The 20,698-nt window shown below is 60.7% G+C and carries 16 protein-coding genes; 15 read left to right on the forward strand and 1 reads right to left on the reverse strand.

Annotated elements, in window-relative coordinates; translation table 11 throughout:
• Positions 1 to 659: 659 nt before the first annotated feature.
• On the reverse strand, positions 660 to 1,970 hold the full coding sequence (locus AWB69_RS39000) for an MFS transporter (RefSeq protein WP_062092122.1): 1,311 nt from the start codon (positions 1,968 to 1,970) through the stop codon (positions 660 to 662).
• Positions 1,971 to 2,236: 266 nt separating this feature from the next.
• Here AWB69_RS39000 and AWB69_RS39005 point away from each other — a divergent pair, with 266 nt between their 5' ends.
• The 15 genes from AWB69_RS39005 to AWB69_RS39080 all read left to right on the forward strand — a co-directional run bounded on the left by AWB69_RS39005 (position 2,237) and on the right by AWB69_RS39080 (position 20,198).
• Positions 2,237 to 3,082: a phytanoyl-CoA dioxygenase family protein gene (locus AWB69_RS39005; protein ID WP_062092123.1), complete on the forward strand. Its 846-nt coding sequence runs from the start codon at positions 2,237 to 2,239 to the stop codon at positions 3,080 to 3,082.
• Between the two features lie 10 nt (positions 3,083 to 3,092).
• Positions 3,093 to 4,535, forward strand: coding sequence for an aldehyde dehydrogenase family protein (locus AWB69_RS39010; protein WP_062092146.1), 1,443 nt, complete (start codon positions 3,093 to 3,095; stop codon positions 4,533 to 4,535).
• Positions 4,536 to 4,619: 84 nt separating this feature from the next.
• The gene (locus tag AWB69_RS39015; RefSeq protein ID WP_063977999.1) at positions 4,620 to 5,534 is read left to right on the forward strand and encodes a LysR family transcriptional regulator; all 915 of its coding nucleotides are present in this window, start codon (positions 4,620 to 4,622) and stop codon (positions 5,532 to 5,534) included.
• Between the two features lie 25 nt (positions 5,535 to 5,559).
• Complete coding sequence (locus AWB69_RS39020) at positions 5,560 to 6,507, forward strand: NAD(P)-dependent oxidoreductase (RefSeq protein WP_062092125.1); 948 nt, start codon at positions 5,560 to 5,562, stop codon at positions 6,505 to 6,507.
• 160 nt (positions 6,508 to 6,667) lie between these two features.
• Complete coding sequence (locus AWB69_RS39025; RefSeq protein ID WP_062092126.1) at positions 6,668 to 7,831, forward strand: CaiB/BaiF CoA transferase family protein; 1,164 nt, start codon at positions 6,668 to 6,670, stop codon at positions 7,829 to 7,831.
• Positions 7,832 to 7,864: 33 nt separating this feature from the next.
• On the forward strand, positions 7,865 to 8,803 hold the full coding sequence (locus AWB69_RS39030) for an HpcH/HpaI aldolase/citrate lyase family protein (protein ID WP_062092127.1): 939 nt from the start codon (positions 7,865 to 7,867) through the stop codon (positions 8,801 to 8,803).
• 610 nt (positions 8,804 to 9,413) lie between these two features.
• Positions 9,414 to 10,178, forward strand: a complete 765-nt coding sequence (locus AWB69_RS39040) for a FadR/GntR family transcriptional regulator (protein ID WP_231937381.1) — start codon at positions 9,414 to 9,416, stop codon at positions 10,176 to 10,178.
• 133 nt (positions 10,179 to 10,311) lie between these two features.
• On the forward strand, positions 10,312 to 11,505 hold the full coding sequence (lhgO, locus tag AWB69_RS39045) for an L-2-hydroxyglutarate oxidase (protein ID WP_062092129.1): 1,194 nt from the start codon (positions 10,312 to 10,314) through the stop codon (positions 11,503 to 11,505).
• A gap of 140 nt (positions 11,506 to 11,645) precedes the next feature.
• Positions 11,646 to 12,812, forward strand: coding sequence for a porin (locus AWB69_RS39050; protein WP_062092130.1), 1,167 nt, complete (start codon positions 11,646 to 11,648; stop codon positions 12,810 to 12,812).
• Positions 12,813 to 12,854: 42 nt separating this feature from the next.
• Positions 12,855 to 13,595: a ribonuclease activity regulator RraA gene (locus AWB69_RS39055; RefSeq protein ID WP_156529137.1), complete on the forward strand. Its 741-nt coding sequence runs from the start codon at positions 12,855 to 12,857 to the stop codon at positions 13,593 to 13,595.
• On the forward strand, positions 13,592 to 14,566 hold the full coding sequence (locus AWB69_RS39060; RefSeq protein ID WP_062092132.1) for a 2-hydroxyacid dehydrogenase: 975 nt from the start codon (positions 13,592 to 13,594) through the stop codon (positions 14,564 to 14,566). The genes AWB69_RS39055 and AWB69_RS39060 overlap by 4 nt, the downstream gene beginning before the upstream one ends.
• A gap of 46 nt (positions 14,567 to 14,612) precedes the next feature.
• Positions 14,613 to 15,938, forward strand: a complete 1,326-nt coding sequence (locus AWB69_RS39065; RefSeq protein WP_231937382.1) for an MFS transporter — start codon at positions 14,613 to 14,615, stop codon at positions 15,936 to 15,938.
• A gap of 33 nt (positions 15,939 to 15,971) precedes the next feature.
• Entirely contained in the window at positions 15,972 to 17,087 is a 1,116-nt protein-coding gene (locus AWB69_RS39070) for an Ldh family oxidoreductase (RefSeq protein WP_062092134.1), read from the forward strand.
• Positions 17,088 to 17,131: 44 nt separating this feature from the next.
• A complete protein-coding gene (locus tag AWB69_RS39075) occupies positions 17,132 to 18,445 on the forward strand; it encodes an MFS transporter (protein ID WP_062092135.1) in 1,314 nt (437 codons plus the stop codon).
• A gap of 64 nt (positions 18,446 to 18,509) precedes the next feature.
• Positions 18,510 to 20,198 (forward strand): thiamine pyrophosphate-binding protein, encoded by a 1,689-nt coding sequence (locus tag AWB69_RS39080; protein WP_062092136.1) that lies wholly within the window; start codon positions 18,510 to 18,512, stop codon positions 20,196 to 20,198.
• Positions 20,199 to 20,698: the final 500 nt, after the last annotated feature.

Here is a 20,698-nt window from a genome sequence, read left to right on the forward strand (position 1 = left end):
ATTCCTCAAACTAGCCTGCTCACTCGTCTGCTGGAACATCTTCAGCCGAACTGAGCAGCCTTTTTGAACTGCCCTCTTAGCATCTGTGCAAGCCTTCCCCAGTTCACATGCTGGACTCAACGCATAGGCGAGGTTGCCTGTCGCAGTCTTTATCCTTGCTTTCCGCAAGTCGTCGCGAACACCACGGTCTAGCTGCGCGCTCCCCGTGGTTCCTTGCTGCCCGGCTTACATATCCAGTCGGCATTCGTGTCGCAGGGTCATACGTGTATCCGGCGACAGTTTGCGTCCTGCCTGTTAAGCGGAAGGCAGGGGTGAAGATTCAACCCTCAGATGCGTTCAAAAAGGTTCGTGTCCCTCAACCGTCCCATGCTCAGCCTAGAAGCTCATCTTGGCGTAACCGCTTCGCCGCAAGTTCCGTTTCCCACGGACTTCGTCACCTTGCCAGTGTCGGCAAGTCACCGCCGCTTCGGCTCACTTCCTCTCGCAGCAGAGAAAGGGCATACCCCGGTACCGCAACATCAACTCCACCGGGTCTTGCATTCCAAACATGCTCAAGCAATTTCACCCCCATGCGGGCGGGCTACGTTGGCTGGGCGTACCGTACGTGATATCGCTCGTCCACACTTTATAACCGACAGTGCGCGCAGGAGCGCTCAGCCCTAGCGGTTAACCAGCCGCGACGGCAATACAAACACCATCACGCTGCCGATGATCATGCTTGCCGCGAGTATGTAGAGACCGATACTCGTGGTTCCGGTGTGTTGCTTGACCCAACCCAGCATGTAAGGACTGATAAAGCCGGCGACGTTGCCCATCGAATTGACGAGCGCAATGCCGGCGGCCGCAGCAACACCACCGAGCAGCGTGGGCGGCAGATTCCAGAACTGCGACACCACTGCCATGACGCCCATCGTTCCTAACGTCAAGCCGCACACCGCGATCAGGGTGTCATGCGGGAACATGGCCGTGATCCCCAGACCAAGCGCCGCAGCCACGCCGGGAAGCGCGAGATGCCAGCGGCGTTCACGGGTCTTGTCGGAATGACGGCCGACGAGGAACATCGCGATCACGGTTGCCGTATAGGGGATTGCGCTCAGCAAGCCTACCTGCAGCGGATCCTTGACGCCGGTGTCCTTGATAATGCTCGGCATCCAGAACAGCACGCCGTATTCCCCCATCAGGATAAAGCAATACATGACGCACAAGATCCACATGCGCGGATCGGTGAACGCGCCGTGCAGCGAATGGACCTGGGTCGAATGAACATCGCTTTCCAGGTTTGCTTCCAGCAACTGCTTCTCGGGCTCGCTCAGCCATTTTGCCGACCGGACGTTGTTGTCCAGAAGGCAGAACACCGCAATACCCAGCAACACCGACGGCACCGCTTCAAACAGGAACATCATCTGCCAGCCCGACCAGCCGCCTACGCCCGACGCCGAATGCATGATCCAGCCGGACAACGGGCCGCCAAGCATGCCCGCCAGCGGAATACCTGCGAGAAACAACGCGGTGATCCGGCCACGGCGCGACGACGGATACCAATACGTCAGATAAAGCAGAATGCCTGGCAGAAAGCCGGCCTCCGCCACCCCCAAAAGAAAACGCAGGACGTAGAAGGTCGTGGGTGTCTTGACGAAGACCATCGCAGCGGAGATCAAGCCCCACGTGATCATGATCCGGGCAATCCATATCCTCGCGCCGACCCGGTGCATGATGATGTTGCTGGGAATCTCGAACAGCACATAGCCAATGAAGAAAATTCCCGCGCCAAGCCCATAAACCGTTTCGCTGAACTTCAGCTCATCAAGCATTTGCAATTTCGCAAAGCCTACATTGACCCGGTCCAGATAGCCGGCCGTGTAGCACAGCAACAGAAATGGGATGAGTCGCCAGGAGACTTTCGAATAGACGCTGTGCTCGGCTGGCGGCGCGTCCACGTAGGGCATCGCGGCCGGGGTGTTGATTGACATGTCTCGCTCCTGATTTGTCTTGCGGTGGCGCCGGCCTGAAAGCCTGCTAACCGCATTTTTTGTTTGCTTCATTCTCTCGTCGTTGCGACGACCCGAGTGCGCCCGCCGAGTATGAAAGGACAAGTGGCCGCAGGCCATTCTTAACTCGGAAACGCCGTCATCGCGATTCGACAACCAGACCGGAGATGCGCTGCTTTAGACTGCGCTATCAAGGATGCAATCATTGAGTACCAAGACACACCACAGGAAAGAAGACAGGAGACGAGATGCAACTGACCCCAGAACAAATAGCGGATTATCATCGCGACGGATTTATCGTTATCCCCAATTGCTACAGTGCTGAAGAAGTGCAGGCGCTCAGGCGAGATACCGAGCGCTTGTGCACGGTCGAAGCGGATTCGGTATTTCGCGAACGCTCCGGCACGGTACGGTCTATCTTCCGCGTTCATGAGAACAATGGTCCGGCAAGCTCCCCTCCATACCGCGCTCTTACCAGGACGCCACGGCTTCTGCATCCTGTGATGCAAGTGCTCGGCAGCGACGAAGTATACGTGGCGCACACCAAGGTTAATACCAAGTCGGCGCTGGAGGGAACGGGATGGCTCTGGCATCAGGACTTTGGTTACTGGGTGCATGACGGCTACCCCACGAACGACATGCTGACCGCCATGGTCATGCTAAGCGATACGCAGGAAATACACGGTTCGCTTTATATCATTCCCGGCAGCCACAAGCTTGGCCTGGTGGACCACTACTACGACGATAGCCAGGCTGCCTACCAGTTGCCGCAGCGCGCAGTGCAGCGCGATCACATCAAGGAAATCCTCAACACGTCAGGTGCCCCGGTGCCGATTGTCGGCAAGGCGGGAACGCTGGTTCTGTTCCATTGCCTTACCATTCATGGCTCGGGCGTCAACATGTCCGCAGAAAACCGCTGGCAAGCGTACATCACGTATAACAGCGTCGCAAACCGCCCGAACGACGTCGAAAAGCCGCGCGGCGATTTCGTGCGCTCGACGAACTGGGCGCCGCTCCCAATTGAAAGCGACGATGCAATCGTCAATGCGGACCAGCGGGCTCAAGCGCGCGAACTTTCGGTACAGGGGAAGTGAATTGACTGATTTGACTAAAGGCGGCCATCATTTCATCGGCAACCAGTGGGTTGCGCCGTCGGGCGGTGACACGATCGCCGTGGTGAATCCATCGAATGGACAGGAATTTGCGCGCATCGCGCGTGGCAACGCGACGGACATAGACGCGGCCGTCAAGGCGGCGCGAAAGGCGTTCGACAGCACGTGGCGGCGGATCAGCCCGGTGGACCGTGGCCGGATGCTCGCGCGCCTGGGTGAACTCATTCTGAAGAATCGTGAGGCGCTCACACGCATCGAGTCGGAGGACACCGGCAAGCCTTTGAAGCAAGCTGCGGCGGATATTACCGTTTGCGCCCGTTACCTGGAGTTCTACGCGGGTGCCTGCGACAAGCTGCACGGCGAAACGATTCCGTTTTTGCCCGGCCATACCGTGCTGGCTGTGCGCGAGCCGCATGGCGTGACGGGTCACATCATTCCATGGAACTATCCGGCGGCCATGTTCGGCCGCAGCGTCGCGGCTTCCCTTGCTGCGGGCAATACATGCGTGGTGAAGCCGGCCGAGGACGCCTGTCTCTCGTATCTCAAGCTCGCTGAACTCGCGGCCGAGGCGGGCCTTCCCGCGGGCGTGCTGAACATTGTCACAGGCTATGGCCGCGAAGCCGGCGTCGCGCTCGCGGAACATCCGGGCATCGCGCACATATCCTTCACCGGGTCGCCCGCAACGGGCACGGCCGTGGCGCAGGCGGCGGCAAACCATCACTGCCCGGTAACCCTCGAGCTGGGCGGGAAATCGCCACAGATCGTTTTCGACGATGCAGACCTGGATGCCGCTTTGCCCATCATCCGCAATGCCATCGTTCAAAACAGCGGGCAGACCTGTTCCGCCGGCAGCCGGCTGCTGGTGCAGGCCTCGCTTTACGAAGAACTGATCGAACGCCTCGCGCAGAGTTTTCATGCTGTGACAGCGGGTCCTGCAGACGGCGATCACGACTGCGGACCGCTGATCAACGCGACGCAGCTCGACCGCGTGAAGACTTTTCTCGCCAAGGCCGAGGCCGACGGCATCCGCTTCGCCGCGACCGGCAAACTGGCGCCGAACGCCGCGTCCGGCGGGTATTTCCAGCCGCCGGTGCTGTTGCGCGACGTTCCGCACAAGCACACGCTCGCACAGGATGAGGTCTTCGGCCCGGTGCTGGTCGCCATGCCGTTCTCCGACGAGGGCGAGGCTGTACACCTCGCCAACGACACCGCCTTTGGTCTCGTCGCCGGTGTCTGGACACGCGACGGCGGGCGTCAGATGCGGCTCGCCCACGCATTCCATGGGGGGCAGGTTTTCGTCAATTGCTACGGTGCGGGCGGGGGCATAGAGTTGCCGTTTGGTGGCGTCAAGCAAAGTGGCTATGGTCGCGAAAAAGGTCTTGAGGGCATGTTGAGCTTCACGACGCTGAAGACCATCACGATTAACCACGGCTAAGCGGCCGGCGCTGCATGCGGTTGGCTTACATACGAACCGTATGCAGCGCGTCCAGCCTTAACGCCGTCCACACACCGGACCTGCATGAGGATCGACCTAGTCACATTAAAAATATTTCTGACCGTTATTGAGGAGCGCAACTTTGCCCGGGCTGCGGAGCGGCACTTCATAGCGACGTCAGCAGTTAGCAAGCGGATCAGCGACCTGGAGGATGCACTCGGAGTGCAGTTGCTCGAACGGCGCAACATGGGCGTGCGCCCGACGGCCGCGGGACTCGAACTCCTGACGCACGCGAAGGACATGATGGCTGTGATGGCCCGTATGCGTGCGCAGATGAGCGAATTCGGCGATGGTTCCAAGGGCGAAGTGCGTGTCTTTGCGAACAGCACGGCGATTGTCGGTTTTATCGGCCCGGCCATACGCTCGTTCCTGGAAGCGTATCCGCAGATCGATATTCATCTCGAAGAGTGGAGCAGCCCGTTTATTGTCCGGGCGCTGAGGGACGGGCTCGCCGATCTGGGCGTGTTCTGGTCAGGGGTATCGACGGCAGGGCTGACCGTGCATCCGTTCCGCCGTTCCAACCTGGTTGCGGTGGTTCCGTTGCAGCATCCGCTCGCGTGCAAGGACGAAGTCGCGTTTGCTGAGACGCTCGACTATGACCATGTTGCCTTCCACGAAGGCAGTTTTATCTTCCGGATGACCCAATCCTGCGCCGCGGACTTGCAGCGCAAGGTGCGCGCGCGCTTGCAAGTGACGAGCTTCGATGCAATGCGCACGATGGTACGCGCAGGCGTTGGTCTCGCGATCATGTCTGACGTGACCGTGGGCAATCCGGACGAACACTATGGGTACAAGGTCGTGAGGCTGACCGATGAATGGTCGGCGCTGGAGAGCATGATCGGCTACCGCGACTTCGATGCGCTGCCACGCGCCGCGCAGAACTTTGTGAAGCATCTTCAGGACCCGCATCCTGGGCTGACGGAAATGCCGGGTTGCTGAACGAACGTTTGAGATATCGACTCCCATGAGCAACATTGTTTTTTTGGACAGCGCAACGCTGCCTGTGCCAATTCCCCGTCCCTGGTCCACAGACCGTTGGGCCGAGCGTCCGAGTACGCGCGAACACGAGGTTGTCGAGGCGCTGGCCGATGCCGACATAGCCATCACCAACAAGGTTGCGCTGCGAGCGGACGCGCTCAGGCATTTGCCCCGGCTCAAGTACATCTGCGTCACCGCGAGCGGCTACGACAGTGTGGATCTCGACTATTGCCGCGCACACGATATCCAGGTCTCCAATGTCCCGGCCTACGCAGCCGCCAGCGTCGCCGAGCATGTGATTGCTTGCATCTTCATGCTGCGACGCCAGATGCTAGCGTACAGCAGTCTGGCGGCGTCGTCAGCATGGACCGCATCGAATGTCTTCTGCGTCCATGCTGCGCCCATACGCGAGATACGTGGCGCGACATTGGGTCTTATCGGCTCGGGCGCAATCGGCAGTGAGGTCGCGCGGCTGGCGGAAGCGTTGGGTATGCATGTACTCTTCAGCGAACGTAAGGGCCACGCCAACGTGCGACCTCGATATACGCCTTTCGACGAAGTGATCCGTACCAGCGATGTAATCTCGCTGCACTGCCCTTCGACCGCCGAGACGCAGGGGCTCATTGGCGAACGCGAGTTCGCGATGATGCGGCCGACCTCGGTGTTGATCAACACGGCGCGCGGTGCGCTTGTTGATGAACGCGCGCTGGAAGCCGCCTTGCTCGCGCAAACTATCGCGGGTGCGGCACTCGACGTCTTGCAGATCGAGCCGCCGCACGAGCAGCATCGTTTCGTGACGCGTCAGCCGGATAACCTGTTGCTCACACCTCATGTAGCATGGGCCGGTACGTCTGCCGTCGAGGTGCTCGCTCAAGCGGTGTCCAGCAACATAGCGAGCTTTCTCGAGCGCCGCACCCTCAACCGCGTCGCCTAGATCCTGCCCTCGCGCGAGCAAGTCTTCAATCGCGAACGCGGCCTTCAAAAATAGGCAATTCACACGCCGCACCACCTGCGGGACACTTTCTCCAGACAACGGGCGCGGGCGGTTTTAACGCCCGCCCGGCCATCCTCAATCAACAGAGAAAGTGTCCGATATGAACCTTCCCCTCGCAAACATCACTGTCGTCTCGCTTGAACAAGCGATTGCCGCTCCGCTTGCAAGCCGGCATCTCGCCGACTGGGGCGCGCGGGTCATCAAGATCGAGCGGCCGGGCAGCGGTGACTTTGCGCGTGGGTACGACGAGGCGATGCACGGCATGTCCAGCCAGTTTGTCTGGGCAAATCGCTCCAAGGAAAGCCTGGCCCTCGACGTGAAGTCGGAATTCGGTCAGGAGGTGCTAGAGGAATTGCTGCCGCGCGCTGACGTGTTCATCCAGAACCTGGCGCCCGGCGCGGCAAAACGGCTAAGACTCGATGCTCGATCGCTCGTTGACCGGTATCCGCGCCTGATTGCCTGCGACATCTCTGGATACGGCTCAACGGGTCCGTATGCGAACAAGAAAGCCTATGACTTGCTGGTGCAATGCGAGACCGGCTTCCTGTCGATCAACGGTACACCCGACGACGAAGCCAAGTGCGGTCTCTCGATCGTCGATATTGCGACCGGCATGTATGCACTGAACGGCATTTTGCTCGCGCTCTATCGCCGTGAGCAGACCGGGGAGGGCACAGCCTTCGAGGTCTCCCTGTTCGACGCTATGAGCGAGTGGATGAGCTACCCGGCATACTACACGCGCGACAGCGGCAAGCCGGTCGCGCGCTCGGGATCGCGTCACGCAACTATCGCCCCGTACGGCCCCTTTACCGCCGGCGATGGGAAGACCATTTTCTTCGGTATTCAGAATGAACGGGAATGGAAGAGCTTTTGCGAAAAGGTACTTGACGATCCGTCGGTGCGCACCGACCAACGCTTTACTTCAAATCCGGACCGCGTGCGCAATCGTAATGCGCTCGAAGCGCTGATCAATGAACGCTTTACCCGGTGGACCAGCGACGAGCTCAGTGAGCGGCTGGAAAAGGCAGCAATCGCGAACAGCCGGATGAACACTGTTGAAGAGTTTCTGGCCCATCCTCAATTGCACGAACGGGATCGCATCCGATCCATCGGCAGTCCGATGGGACCGCTCAACGTCTTCCTGCCGCCGATGATCATCGACGGGCTGTCGCCGGCGATGAACAGCGTGCCCGCCGTAGGGGAGCATACTGACTCGATTCTTTGGGAACTGGGGCTGCATCCATCGCGGTTGCGGATTGCCTAAGCTATTTTTCCAACGAAAAAGGATCCACTTTTCATGCGAATCACACGAACATTTCTTGCCGTGCCTGCACACCAGAGAAGGATGGTCGAGTCGGCAGCAGCTAGCGCCGCGGACGCTGTGTTCCTCGATCTCGAAGACGCCGTGCCGCCGAGTCAGAAAGAAGCGGCGCTCGAGGGTGCCGTCGCCGCTTTGAACGACCTCGACTGGGGGCGTAAAATGCTCAGCGTACGGGTCAATGTGCAGGGTAGCGCGAGCTTTGAGACGGAGGTGATACGCTTGCTCAAGTCTTGCGACCGGCTGGATACGCTCTTGATTCCAAAGGTCGAAAGTACTGGCGACCTTGACCGCGTGATCGAATTGATCGGCAATCGTGCTCTGAGCCGGACGCGCGCCATCGGGCTGGAGGTCATGATAGAAACCGCGCGCGGGCTGGTGAACTGCGAGCATATAGCGGCGTGCTCCAAGCTCATCGAGTCGCTGCATTTCGGCGTGGGCGACTTCTCCGCATCGATTGGGGCTAAGGGTGTTGATATCGGCTTGTCACATCCCGCGTACCGGATGACCTCACGTTCGCAACACGGCGACACCACTAGCACGGCGCTCGACATGTGGGCGTATCCGATGATGCGCATATTGGTTGCGGCGCGCGCGTACGGCCTGAGAGCCATCGACGGTCCCTGCGGTGCGTTCCGCGACGCCGAGCTGACGTCGGCGCTTGCCATCAAGGCGGCAACCCTGGGGTTCGACGGCAAGCAAGTTATTCATCCTCGCCAGATCGACTCAACGAAGAGCGCGTTTGTTCCGAGCGACGACGAGTTACGCGAGGCTCAACACGTTATCGCAGCGCTGGAAGAAGCGGAGCGCGAAGGACGCGGGGCGGTGCAGGTGAACGGCAAGCTGGTTGATTACGCGAACATCCGGATGGCGCAGCGTGTGGTTGCCATGGCGGATAACAGAAACCTGGCCGGATGAAGTACGAGCAAGGGCGGCAATGGCGTCGCCCTTAGGTGGTTAAACAGAAACAACCCTGGCATATGCACGGGCTTTTATTTCGGCGAACCACTGGGGTGCAGGATGCAGATCGGATACCGCAACACCTCGCCGTAGGTGCCAAGAATAATTTGTTTGTTAGTTATACTAGTTAAAATCACGTCGACCGAGGCTGTAAACTTACATGAACAAAAGAAGAGTGCCCTCACGCAAACGACTGCCATCGTCCGCAACGCCGCCTGCATAGTTCAAGTCGAAGGGCAGTTGGGGGGGCGACAGGAGGCGTGGCACCTGCAAGACAGCAGCCCTCGCAAAGAGCGCGCCGATAATGCGCTCTACGCCGGTGGCCGTCGCTGTATTCACCGCGTTCGCGACCGAAGATGGTCCAAATGCCTTTTGAGTTCGTCCCGCGACGTTTCTGGTCGAGCTAATTTCGGTTCGACCAATGCATTGACGTGCTCTTCAGTCTACGACGCGAGCATAGCGAGTTCGCCCCATTTGTGGGGTCGGCAATGAATTAAGGGCCGCGAGAATCAGGACTTTGCGAAGGGCATCGGTGAAATCGGCAACAGGCATCGAATCGAACAAGAACTTGACAGCAGCTCTTGAGATCGGTATTGTCCGACAACCTGATAAAGAGATGAGTCCCGTGCTCGAGCTGGAACGCCCCGATTCACTGGTCAAACGTGTCGTCGACGCCATTCGCGCGGAGATCGATTCGGGACGCCTTGCCGCGGAGGACCGCTTGCCGACGGAGCATCAACTGGCTGAGCGTCTCAACGTGAGCCGCTCAGTGATCCGTGAAGCCGTTGCGCAGTTGAAGTCGGACGGCGTGCTGGTCGCGCGACGCGGTGCGGGCTCGTATATTTCACAAACACCGGCGGGCACCGTGTTTCGTTTGCCGAGCGAGGGTGGACGTAAGCCCGACCTCGCGCAACTGTTCGAAATGCGGTTGTGGATCGAGACGCAGGCAGCGACAAGCGCGGCTCAGCGCCGCTCGACAAGCGACCTCAAACGCATGAGCGACGCGATCCGCGAGATGCAGAACAAGCGCACCGATTTCGATGCGGCCGCGGCGGCCGACGTCGCGTTTCATCGTGCGATTGCGGCTGCAACGAAGAACGATTACTTCGTTGCTTTCCACGATTTCCTGCGCGGCCAACTCGCCGCGACGCGCCGCAAAGCGTGGGAAAACTCGGCGTATCACGCGGGCGGCTCGACCGACGCGCAGCAAGAACACGGCGAGCTGTACGACGCGATTTCCCGTCGCGACCATCGTGCGGCGGCCGCAGCGGCAGAGAAGCATTTGCGAGCGGCGGCCAAGCGTCTGGGAATCGAATTGCCCCCGACGGATTGAACCGGATGCTGCGATTTCGGGGCGGCCTTTAAAGGCTGATCCGACCTCGCGGCATCGATTTTTTTTGGCAAGATTAGTCTGACAACCTGATAAACAAAAAGACGGTTTTATCGATCGGCGACCTACACGAAACATGACTTACGACTTTTGCATCATCGGCGGCGGCATTGTTGGGTTGGCGACTGCCATGGAACTGCTGCAACGCGAACCCGCCGCCTCGCTGCTCCTGCTGGAAAAAGAAGCGACGCTGGCCAAACATCAGACGGGGCACAACAGCGGCGTGATTCATGCCGGTATCTATTACCAGCCCGGAAGTCTTAAGGCCGAACTCTGCAAGCGCGGCGCACAAGCGACCAAGGACTTCTGCGTCGAACACGGTATCAAGTTCGAGGTGTGCGGGAAGCTGCTTGTGGCGTCCAATCCGCTCGAAGTGCAGCGCATGGAGGCGCTTTTCGCCCGCTCGCAGCAAAATGGGCTGCGGGTCGAGCGTCTCGATGCGGCCGAGCTGCAGCGGCGCGAGCCGAATATCGTAGGCATGGGTGGCCTTTTCCTCGATGCCACCGGCATTGTCGATTACCGCGCCGTGTGCGAGGCCATGGCGCTCGTCATTCAGCGGGCGGGCGGCGTGATCCGCTTGTCGACCAGGGTGACATCGATCAAGGAGACCGACGAGCTCGTGAAGATCGGCGCGGAAGACGACGAGTGGCAAGCGAAGAAACTGGTCGTCTGCGGCGGCCTTCAATCGGACCGGCTGGCGCGAATGGCGGGTGTTCCCATCGATCATCAGATCGTGCCGTTTCGCGGCGAATACTTCCGGCTGCCGGCCTCCAGGAACAACGTGGTCAACCACCTGATCTATCCGATTCCCAACCCGGACCTGCCGTTTCTCGGCGTGCACCTGACCCGCATGATCGACGGCAGCGTGACGGTTGGCCCAAACGCCGTGCTCGGTTTTGGACGCGAGAGTTACCCGAAGCGGTCGGCTAATTTACGCGACATTGCCGAGTTCACGCGCTTCCCCGGATTCTGGAAAACGATCTGGCGCAACCTGCGCTCGGGCACGACCGAGATGCGCAACTCGCTCTTCAAACGCGGGTATCTCGAACAATGCAGGAAGTATTGCCCGTCGTTGACGCTCGATGACCTGCTGCCCTGCGAGGCCGGTATTCGCGCCCAGGCGGTAATGCGCGACGGCACGCTGGTGCACGACTTTCTCTTCGCCGATACCCCGCGCATGGTGCACGTCTGCAACGCGCCGTCGCCGGCTGCGACTTCCGCCATTCCGATCGGCTCGATGATTGCCGATCGCATTCTCAAGGCCGCCTGACCCCTTGCGGCTGTTTTAACCACGATGCACCCATGACGCACCCACGCGTCGACGATAACAACCAGGAGACCCCAGCAGTGAACTCACAACACTTTAGCCGCGCCGTCCTTTCCGCTCGCAACCGCACTTGCGTTCGTGCCATGCGCGCATCGCTCGTGCTGGCTGCCGCCGGTAGTGCCGCGAGTGTTGCTCATGCCCAAGGCAGCGTGACGCTGTACGGCATCATCGACGAAGGCATCAACTACACGAGCAATGTGCAGACGAGTGCCGGACACGGCCACAACCTGTATAGCCTTTCCAGCGGCATCCTGAGCGGCAGCCGCTGGGGTTTGAAGGGCAGCGAGGACCTCGGCGGCGGCATGAAAGCCATTTTCCAGTTGGAGAACGGTTTCGACGTCAACAGCGGCAAGCTGGGACAAGGCAATCTGGAGTTCGGGCGGCAGGCCTATGTGGGCGTGTCCACGCCCTACGGCGTGGTGACGCTTGGGCGCCAGTACGACCCCGTGGTGGACTACATCCATCCGCTGATGCCGAGTGCAATGTTCTCGGGCAGCATCGGCGCGCATCCCGCCGACCTCGACAACCTCAACAACGCGAACCGCGTCAACAACTCGGTCAAGTACCGGAGCGCGAGCTATGCGGGCTTCTCTGCAGAAGGCCTCTACAGCTTCGGCGGCGTGCCGGGCGGCATGGGACAGAACCAGATCTATTCGTTGGGCGCGGGTTACGGGAGAGGGCCGCTGACCATCGGTCTTGGTTATCTCAATGCCCGCAATCCGAATGCATCGTTCTTCGGCACGGCCGTTGGCGCAACGGCCGCGACCAACAACTTCGGAACATCGCCGGTTATCAGCGGTTATGCGTCGGCACAGAGCGAGCAGATCGTTGCGGCAGGCGCGACTTATACGATAGGCGCGGCGACCATCGGCGGCATTTATTCGAACACGAAGTTCAAGAGCCTGAGCGGCGTGGTTTCTGCGCTCAATGCCACGGGAGCGTCGGGTACAGAGACGTTCAACAGCGGCGAAGTGAGTCTTCAATACCAACTGACGCCCGCGCTGCTCCTGGCGGCGGCCTACAACTACACAGACGGCAGCGGAGCCAACAACGCGCGTTACCAGCAGGGCTCTCTCGCGGCTGATTACATACTCAGCAAACGAACCGACTTCTACGTCATTGGCGTCATGCAGCACGCGTCGGGAACCGACTCGACCGGCCGCGCCGCACGTGCATCGCTCAATGGGCTCACCCCGTCGTCATCGGATCAGCAAACCGCGATCCGCTTTGCGATCCGCCATAAGTTCTGAGCTCAATTGCTTCTCTGAATCACATCTCGACAGGACGTTAACGTGACTACTTCTACTCCGCTCACCGCGTTGAACCGCGCCAGCCTGCTCAAGGTCAGTACGGCGACGCTCACCACGGCGCTCTTCAAACGCGGTCTTCGCAATGTCTGCGTGCAGGGCGTGTTACCGATCAATCCGGCCGCGTCCCGCATGGTCGGCGAAGCCTACACCATGCGCTATATCCCGGCGCGGGAAGATCTCGACCATATCGGCGTGTTCGCCGATCGCACTCATCCGCAACGCCGCGGGGTGGAAGAGATTCCGGCAGGCCACGTGATGGTCATCGATTCGCGCAAGGACCCGCGGGCTGCATCGGCGGGCGGCATCCTGATCACGCGCATGATGGTCCGCGGCGCGGCTGGTGTGGTGAGCGACGGCGGCTTTCGTGATTCGCCCGACCTGCAGAAGCTCGACTTCCCGGTCTACGCCATGCGACCGTCCGCACCGACCAACCTGATCCATCATCACGCGGTGGACCTTAACGTGCCGATCGCATGCGGCGACGTCGCGGTGTATCCGGGCGACATCATCGTTGGCGACGCGGAGGGCGTGGTCGTCATCCCGGCGGAGATTGCCAACGAGATCGCTGAAGAAGCTGCAAGCATGACCGAATTCGAGGACTGGGTCGAGATGCAGGTCCGCGGCGGGCGTTGTACCTTCGGACTCTATCCGCCCGATGCCACGGCTCGCGCCGAGTTCGAGGCGTGGCAAGCCGACCGCGCTGGACAGGGAGTGGCATCGTGAACGCGAAAACGCGGGTGCGCGTGCTGTATCTCGCACGCGGCGCGGAGGATCTGTACAACACGGTCCGTAGTTATCTGCCGACGGGCTTCGAACTGGTGACGCTGGCCGGCGATGCGCCGGAGGAGGTTTATCGTCAGCTGCCGGGGTGTGAAGTAATCGTGGTGGCGACACGGCGTCTGGATGCCGCGATGATCGCCGCGGCAACGCAGTTGCGGTTGGTCGTGCATCAGGGCGTGGGTTATCACGATACCGTCGATGCCCCTGCACTGCGCGAACGCGGCGTGGCGCTGGCAATCACACCTGACGGCACCGCGACGACCGTGGCCGAGCACGCGGTCATGCTGATGCTGGCGGCCTGCCGTCATCTCGCCTTCGCGGACTCGGAACTGAGGGCGGGGCGTTTCCATGTAAATGCGCTGCGCCTGAAGTCGCAGACGCTGGCGGGCAGGAAGATCGGTTTCATCGGCATGGGACGCATCGGCCGGGCGACGGCGCTGCGTCTTCGCGAGTGGGGCACGAGCGGGTTGTACGTGGACCCGGTCGCGCTCTCGGGCACGAGCGAAGCAGAACTCGGAGTGCGGCGCGTGACACTCGACGAACTCCTTGCGCAAGCCGATATCGTGAGTCTGCATGTGCCGCTGACACAGGACACCCGAGCCATGATCGACGCGCGCGCCCTCGCTCGAATGAAGGCGGGCGCGGTGCTCGTGAACACGGCGCGCGGCCCGGTCGTCGATCAGGCGGCGCTCGTGTCCGCGCTCGACAGCGGCCATCTCGGCGGAGCAGGTTTCGACGTGTTCGAGCAGGAGCCGGTGACAGTGAACCATCCGCTTGCGCGCTTCGAGAACGTCGTGCTGACACCGCATATCGCGGCCGCAACGCGCGATACCTTCGACGCAAAGATGGGCGGTGTTTTCGAAAGAATCCGGCGCTTCTATGCGGCCGAACCGATGCAGGATCAGGTGTTTTAAAACTAGCCAGAGGATCGCAAAAAAAGCGACCGGCATGGAGACAAAAGTGATTAACCCAAGCATCGAAGCACAACTATTCAAACGCGTTTCGTGGCGGCTCGTGCCGCTGCTGGTCGCGATTTATCTGGTCGCTTATATCGACCGGGCGAACATCGGCTTTGCGAAACTGCAGATGCTGAGCAGCCTCAAAATGAGCGAGACGTCGTATGGTTTTGCGTCATCGTTGTTCTTTATCGGCTATCTGATTTTCGAGGTGCCGAGCAATCTCGCGATGCATCGCTACGGCGCGCGCCGCTGGATCGCACGGATCATGCTGACCTGGGGCGTGGCGACGCTCGCGCTCGCATGGACACCGTCGCCGCTCGCGTTCCAGATCCTGCGCTTCATTCTCGGCGCGGCCGAAGCGGGGCTTTATCCGGGCATCATTTTGTATCTCGGCATGTGGTTTCCCGAGCGGCAGCGCACGGGCATTGTGGGCTTGCTGACACTCGGCAGCAGCATGGGCAACATGCTCGGTTCGCTGATCGGCGGCATCTCGCTGGGCATGCACGGTCTCGCCGGCTTGCAAGGCTGGCAATGGGTGTTCCTCACCACGGGCGCACCGGCCGTATTGCTGACCTTCGTCACGCTGCTTTGCCTGCCTGACAATCCGCGATCGGCGCGTTTCTTGTCGAGTGGCGAGAAGCAGATGATCGAAGACACGCTGCGACGCGATCCGGCACCGCCACCGCGCGCCGCCACGGGCAAATGGTCCATCGCCGCGCTCGTCACGGTGGGGCTCTTCAGCATTGGCTACGGCACGATCTCGATCGCCATCTACGGCATTGCGTACTGGCTGCCGACGCTTGTGCGTGGTTTCGGCGTGACCAGCACGGAGAATGGCTTGCTGAACATGATCCCGTGGTTCATCACGTCGCTGGTCCTGTTCTGGCTGCCGCGCCGCTTGCGTCACGTACGCGCCGTGCTTGTAGCGAGCATGTGCGCCGCGGTGCTGGGAATACTGTGCTTCGTCATGAGCGTGGCGCCGATGTCGAACACATTGCGCTTCGCGGCGCTCTCGCTCGGCGCACCGTGTCTTTATCTGATGATCCCGTGTTTCTGGTCGTTGCCACCGCGGTTGCTGCCTGAGTCGTTCATGAAGGGCGCGGGCGGTGCTGCGGCGCTCGCCGTGATCGCGGCGGGATCGAGCGTCGGCGGTTTCATCGCGCAGAACCTGATGCCGTGGGTGGGCAAGGTGACCGGGAGCGCAGCCGCACCCATGCTCGTGCCCGCGGGCAGCCTGCTGTTCCTTGGCGGCGGCGCGGTCGCGGTCTGGATCGTGCTCGGTCTTGGACACGGCCGAGGCGCGGACCCGGTGACGGCCGTTCAATAATACTCCTTATCATTCTTTCGAAGCTGAGCAGCTATGACGGACACCATTCCACGCATCGATGCACGCATCGCAAGGCAGCAAATCGAAGTGATCCTGCAGGCCTGGGGCATGACGCGCGAAGCGGTCGCGCTATCGGCGGATATCCTCATCGATTCGGACCTGAAGGGCATCGATTCCCACGGTATTTCGATGCTGATGTTCTACGATCAGCTTTTTCGCGCTGGTCAGATCGACATGCAGGCGAGCGCCCGCATCGTGCGTGAGACCGCGACGACCGCGTTAGTCGATGGTCAGGCGTCCATGGGCCATCCAACCTCGCACATGGCGATGGAACTTGCGATCCAGAAGGCGCTCGCAAGCGATATCGGCGCGGTCTCCGTGTTTAATTCGCAGCATTTCGGCGCGGCCGGTTATTACGCGGAGATGGCGGCGAAACGCGGTCTCATGGCAATAGTCGCGTGTTCGACGCGGCTCGCGACCGTGGTGCCGACGTATGGCGCGCAACCCATGCTCGGGACCAACCCGTTCGCGTTCGCCGTGCCGGCGGGGCGCCATCCGGCGGTGATAGTGGATATGTCGACGAGCGTGATTGCGTCGAACAAGGTGAAGGTCTACGCGCTGCAGGACAAGCCGTTGCCGCCGGGCTGGGCGCTCGATGCGAGCGGCGCTCCGCTCACGGATTCCGCCGAAGCATTCCGTCTGTTGTTCGGTCGTCTCGGCGGCGGCCTTGCGCCGCTCGGCGGCGACGGCATGGTGTTGGGCGGCCACAAGGGCTACGGGCTAGGACTGATGGCGCAATTATTCGGCAGCACGCTCGCTGGTGGCTCATTTTCACCGGTTCGCAACAAGACGCAGGCGAGCAATGAGCCCGACAACATCGGTCACTTCTTCCTCGCGATGAACCCCGCCGCCTTTCGGCCGCTCGAAGAATACCAGTCCGATGTCGATGACGTCATCGACGCGTTACGAACCTGCACGCCCGCGGACCCCGCGCGGCCGGTGCTGATCCCGGGCGATCCGGAACGCCTTGCGCGCGATGAGCGCAGCAAGCTGGGCATACCGATGCCCGATAGTTTGCGCAGTCAGCTCCACGAGGTCGCGACCAAGGCAGGTGCGCCTTTTCTGCTGGGCGACCGAAGCTGTGCTTAACGAAGCGATACAAGCTTAACTAAATTGAAGGAGAAGACACCGTCATGCAGGGACAAGAACACAGGGCGCAATACCGGTGGGTACCGGTCATCCTGCTATTTGTCATCGGTGCTGTGAACATTTTGGATCGCAGCACGCTTGCCATCGGCAACTCGCATATTCGCGCAGACCTGAATCTATCCGCTGGCGAGATGGGCTTGCTGCTTTCGGCGTTCTCGTGGGCGTACGCGTTTTCGCAACTGCCCCTGGGAGCGCTGCTTGACCGGACCGGGGCACGCCGCGTTCTGGGCATCGGGTTGTTCATCTGGTCGATTGCGCAGGTTTTCGGCGGGCTGAGCACGTCGTTCAGGAACTTCGTGGCGTCACGGGTTTTGTTGGGGGTAGCGGAGTCCCCCACTTATCCGGCGGGCGCAAAGGTGATCGCCGAGTATTTCCCGCGGCAGCGGCGAGGCAAACCCACGGCGGTCTTCCTCGCTTCGACCACGCTTGCTCCCGCCATCACGCCACCGCTGCTCACCTGGCTCATGCTCGCTTTCGGCTGGCGTCAGATGTTCGTGATCATGGGCGTGACCGGGATCCTGGTGTCGCTGCTGTGGATGCTTTATTGCCGCAGCAAGGCCGGCATTCCTCCGGCGGAAGCGGCTCACGATGCGTCCTTGTCCGCCGCTGAAGCTGCGGACGAGGCGTCCTCCAGCAAACTGAGTTGGGCCGACTTTCGCCATTTGTTCGCGCAGGCTACGACGTGGGGCATGATGATCGGCTTCGGCGGCGTGATTTATCTGGTCTGGTTTTATCTCACGTGGCTGCCGGGTTATCTCGAGCATGAACGTCATCTCGCGATAGGAACGACGGGCTGGGTACTTAGCATTCCGTATGTTTTTGCGTGCTTCGGCGGTCTGCTCTCCGGCTACGTGGGCGACAAACTCATGCAAGGCGGGTTGACCCCGGTTAATAGCCGAAAATGGATGATCGCCGTCGCACTTTTGGTGAGCGCCGGTTTCACCTTCCTGGCCGCCCGGGCCGAAAGCGCGACCCTCGCCGTCGGTTATCTCTGCGTGGTGATGTTCTTTCTCTACGTCGCGAGTAGCGGTGCATGGACGCTCGTCAATGTGGTCGTGCCGAAACGCATGATTGCGTCAGTGGGAGCGTTGCAGAACTTTGGCGGTTATTTCGGCGGTTCGTTCGCGCCGATCGTGACGGGTTATACGCTCCAATACACTAACTCGCTGAACAACGCATTTGTTGTTGCGGCGCTGGTCGGCGTATTGGGCGCGGCGGCATATGTACTGCTGGTGCGCAAGCAGATAACGGGCCGCGAGACGCTCGACGCGCCTTCCGGAACAAGCGTAATGACGTAATGCCGCAATGGCGGCTTGATCCGCCCGTCACAGCCGATTGGATCATTAACTTTGGGAGCTGAGTGTGAGTATCAATAGTACGAGCAGGACCGGTGGTCAAATCCTTGTCGATGCGCTTCGCATACATGGCGTCGAGCGGGTGTTCTGTGTGCCGGGTGAGAGTTATCTCGCGGTGCTCGATGCGTTCCATGATGCACGCGACGCCATCGACGTCACGGTGTGTCGGCAGGAGGGCGGGGCGTCGTATATGGCCGAAGCGTACGGCAAGCTGACCGGCAGGCCGGGAATCTGTTTCGTGACACGCGGGCCAGGCGCGACTAATGCGTCCATCGGCGTTCACACGGCTTTCCAGGACTCCACGCCTATGCTGTTGTTCGTCGGACAGGTCGCGCGAGAGCAGACGGATCGCGAGGCGTTCCAGGAGATCGACTACCGGCAGATGTTTGGTCATGTCGCGAAGTGGGTAGTGCAGATCGACGATGCCGGCCGCATTCCTGAACTCGTCAGCCAGGCGTTTCATCGCGCCGTCAACGGGCGCCCCGGTCCCGTGGTGATTGCGTTACCCGAGGACATGCTGACCGAGGCCGTACGCGTGGCCGATGCGGGGGCCTACAAGCCGATCGTGCCAAGCCCGGGCGGAGAGGATATGGCAGTGGTACGCACGCTGCTGGCGCACGCGCAGAGGCCGCTGATGATCATTGGCGGGGGGGGCTGGACTGCTCAGGCGGTGGCAGACATGCAGGCATTCGCGGAGCGTTTCGATCTGCCGGTGGCGGCGTCGTTCCGGTGCCAGGATTTGTTCGATAACACGCATCCCAACTATGTGGGCGACCTGGGATTGGCGACGGGTCCCGATCTGCTTGCAGGCGTTCGCGATGCCGACCTGTTGTTGGTGGTTGGTGCCCGGCTTGGCGAGTTGACGACTGCCGGCTACACGCTTGTGGATATTCCAGTGCCGAAGCAGAAGCTGGTACATGTACATCTGGGCATTGAAGAACTGGGTCGTGTGTATCAGCCGACCGTGGCGATCAACAGTGGCATGGTGCCATTTGCACGGGCGGCGCGTGTTCTCGAACCGGTCGCGCATATACCCTGGAAAACGCGTACGGCAGCGCAGCGCGCAGCGTATGTTGCGGCACTTGAACCGTTGCCATCGCCGGGTCCGGTGCAGATGAGTGAAGTCGTGCGATGGCTGAGCGAGCGTGTTCCTGCCGACACGATTCTGACCAACGGCGCGGGCAACTATTCGGGGTGGCTGCAGCGATATTTCCAATACAAGGGTTTTCGGACGCAGTTGGCGCCGACGAACGGTTCGATGGGATACGGGGTTCCTGCGGCCGTCGCAGCGAAGCTGACGGCGCCGGACCGTCTGGTGATTGCGTTTGCGGGCGACGGTTGTTTTCTGATGAACGGCCAGGAGCTGGCGACTGCTGTTCAATACCGTGCGAACGTGATTTTCGTGGTGGTGAACAATGGCATGTACGGGACGATTCGAATGCACCAGGAGCGTGAGTATCCGGGGCGGGTGTCGGCGACGGATCTTGTCAATCCGGACTTTGTGATGTTCGCGCGTGCGTTTGGTTGCCACGGGGAGCTGGTGGAGAGCACGGCGCAGTTCGCGTCTGCGTTTGAGCGAGCGGTAGCCTCGGGCAAACCGGCGCTGATTGAAGTGCGGGTGGACCCGGACGCCCTGACGCCGCGACTGAGTCTTAGCGAAATTCGTGCGCGGGCGCTAGCAAGCCTGAAGGGTTGAGAGGAGAAACGAAGATCAGGCTTGCCGGGTTCGAGACAAAAAAGGCTTGGACCAGGCGATGCTACGCATTGAGATCTTCCAGCCTGAGCGCACTTGAGTAGCACGGCACTCGCGGATGCCACTGGTTGATTGTGGAGCGCTTGCTGAAGATCGTGCGAAGCGCTTGACCTGGCGTGCGCCGGAAACCGTGTCAAAAGGCGATACCGGTCCCAGTCTGTCTATCACTGGTTGAGCTCGTTGCTGGCTTCGCGTTAACCCGGAAGGTGCCGGGCGAGATTTCGATTGCGCGAGCCATCCTGGTGGCGGCCCGATCCTGTGCAGCTTCACCGCCAAGGCGGCCGATCTCGACCTGCGTTTCACGCCTTCCTCAACTGCCCAGGAAGCTAAACCGCCAGTGGCGCGCGATTCCATTGCCTACAGTCAGATTCCGTGCAGAACGCTTTCGAGCAACACGATCGCAGTAGCGTTCGCGGTCGAGCTTGCGCGTCTGAATCTCGAAT

This window comes from Caballeronia udeis (genome assembly GCF_001544555.2).
Lineage (GTDB): Bacteria > Pseudomonadota > Gammaproteobacteria > Burkholderiales > Burkholderiaceae > Caballeronia > Caballeronia udeis.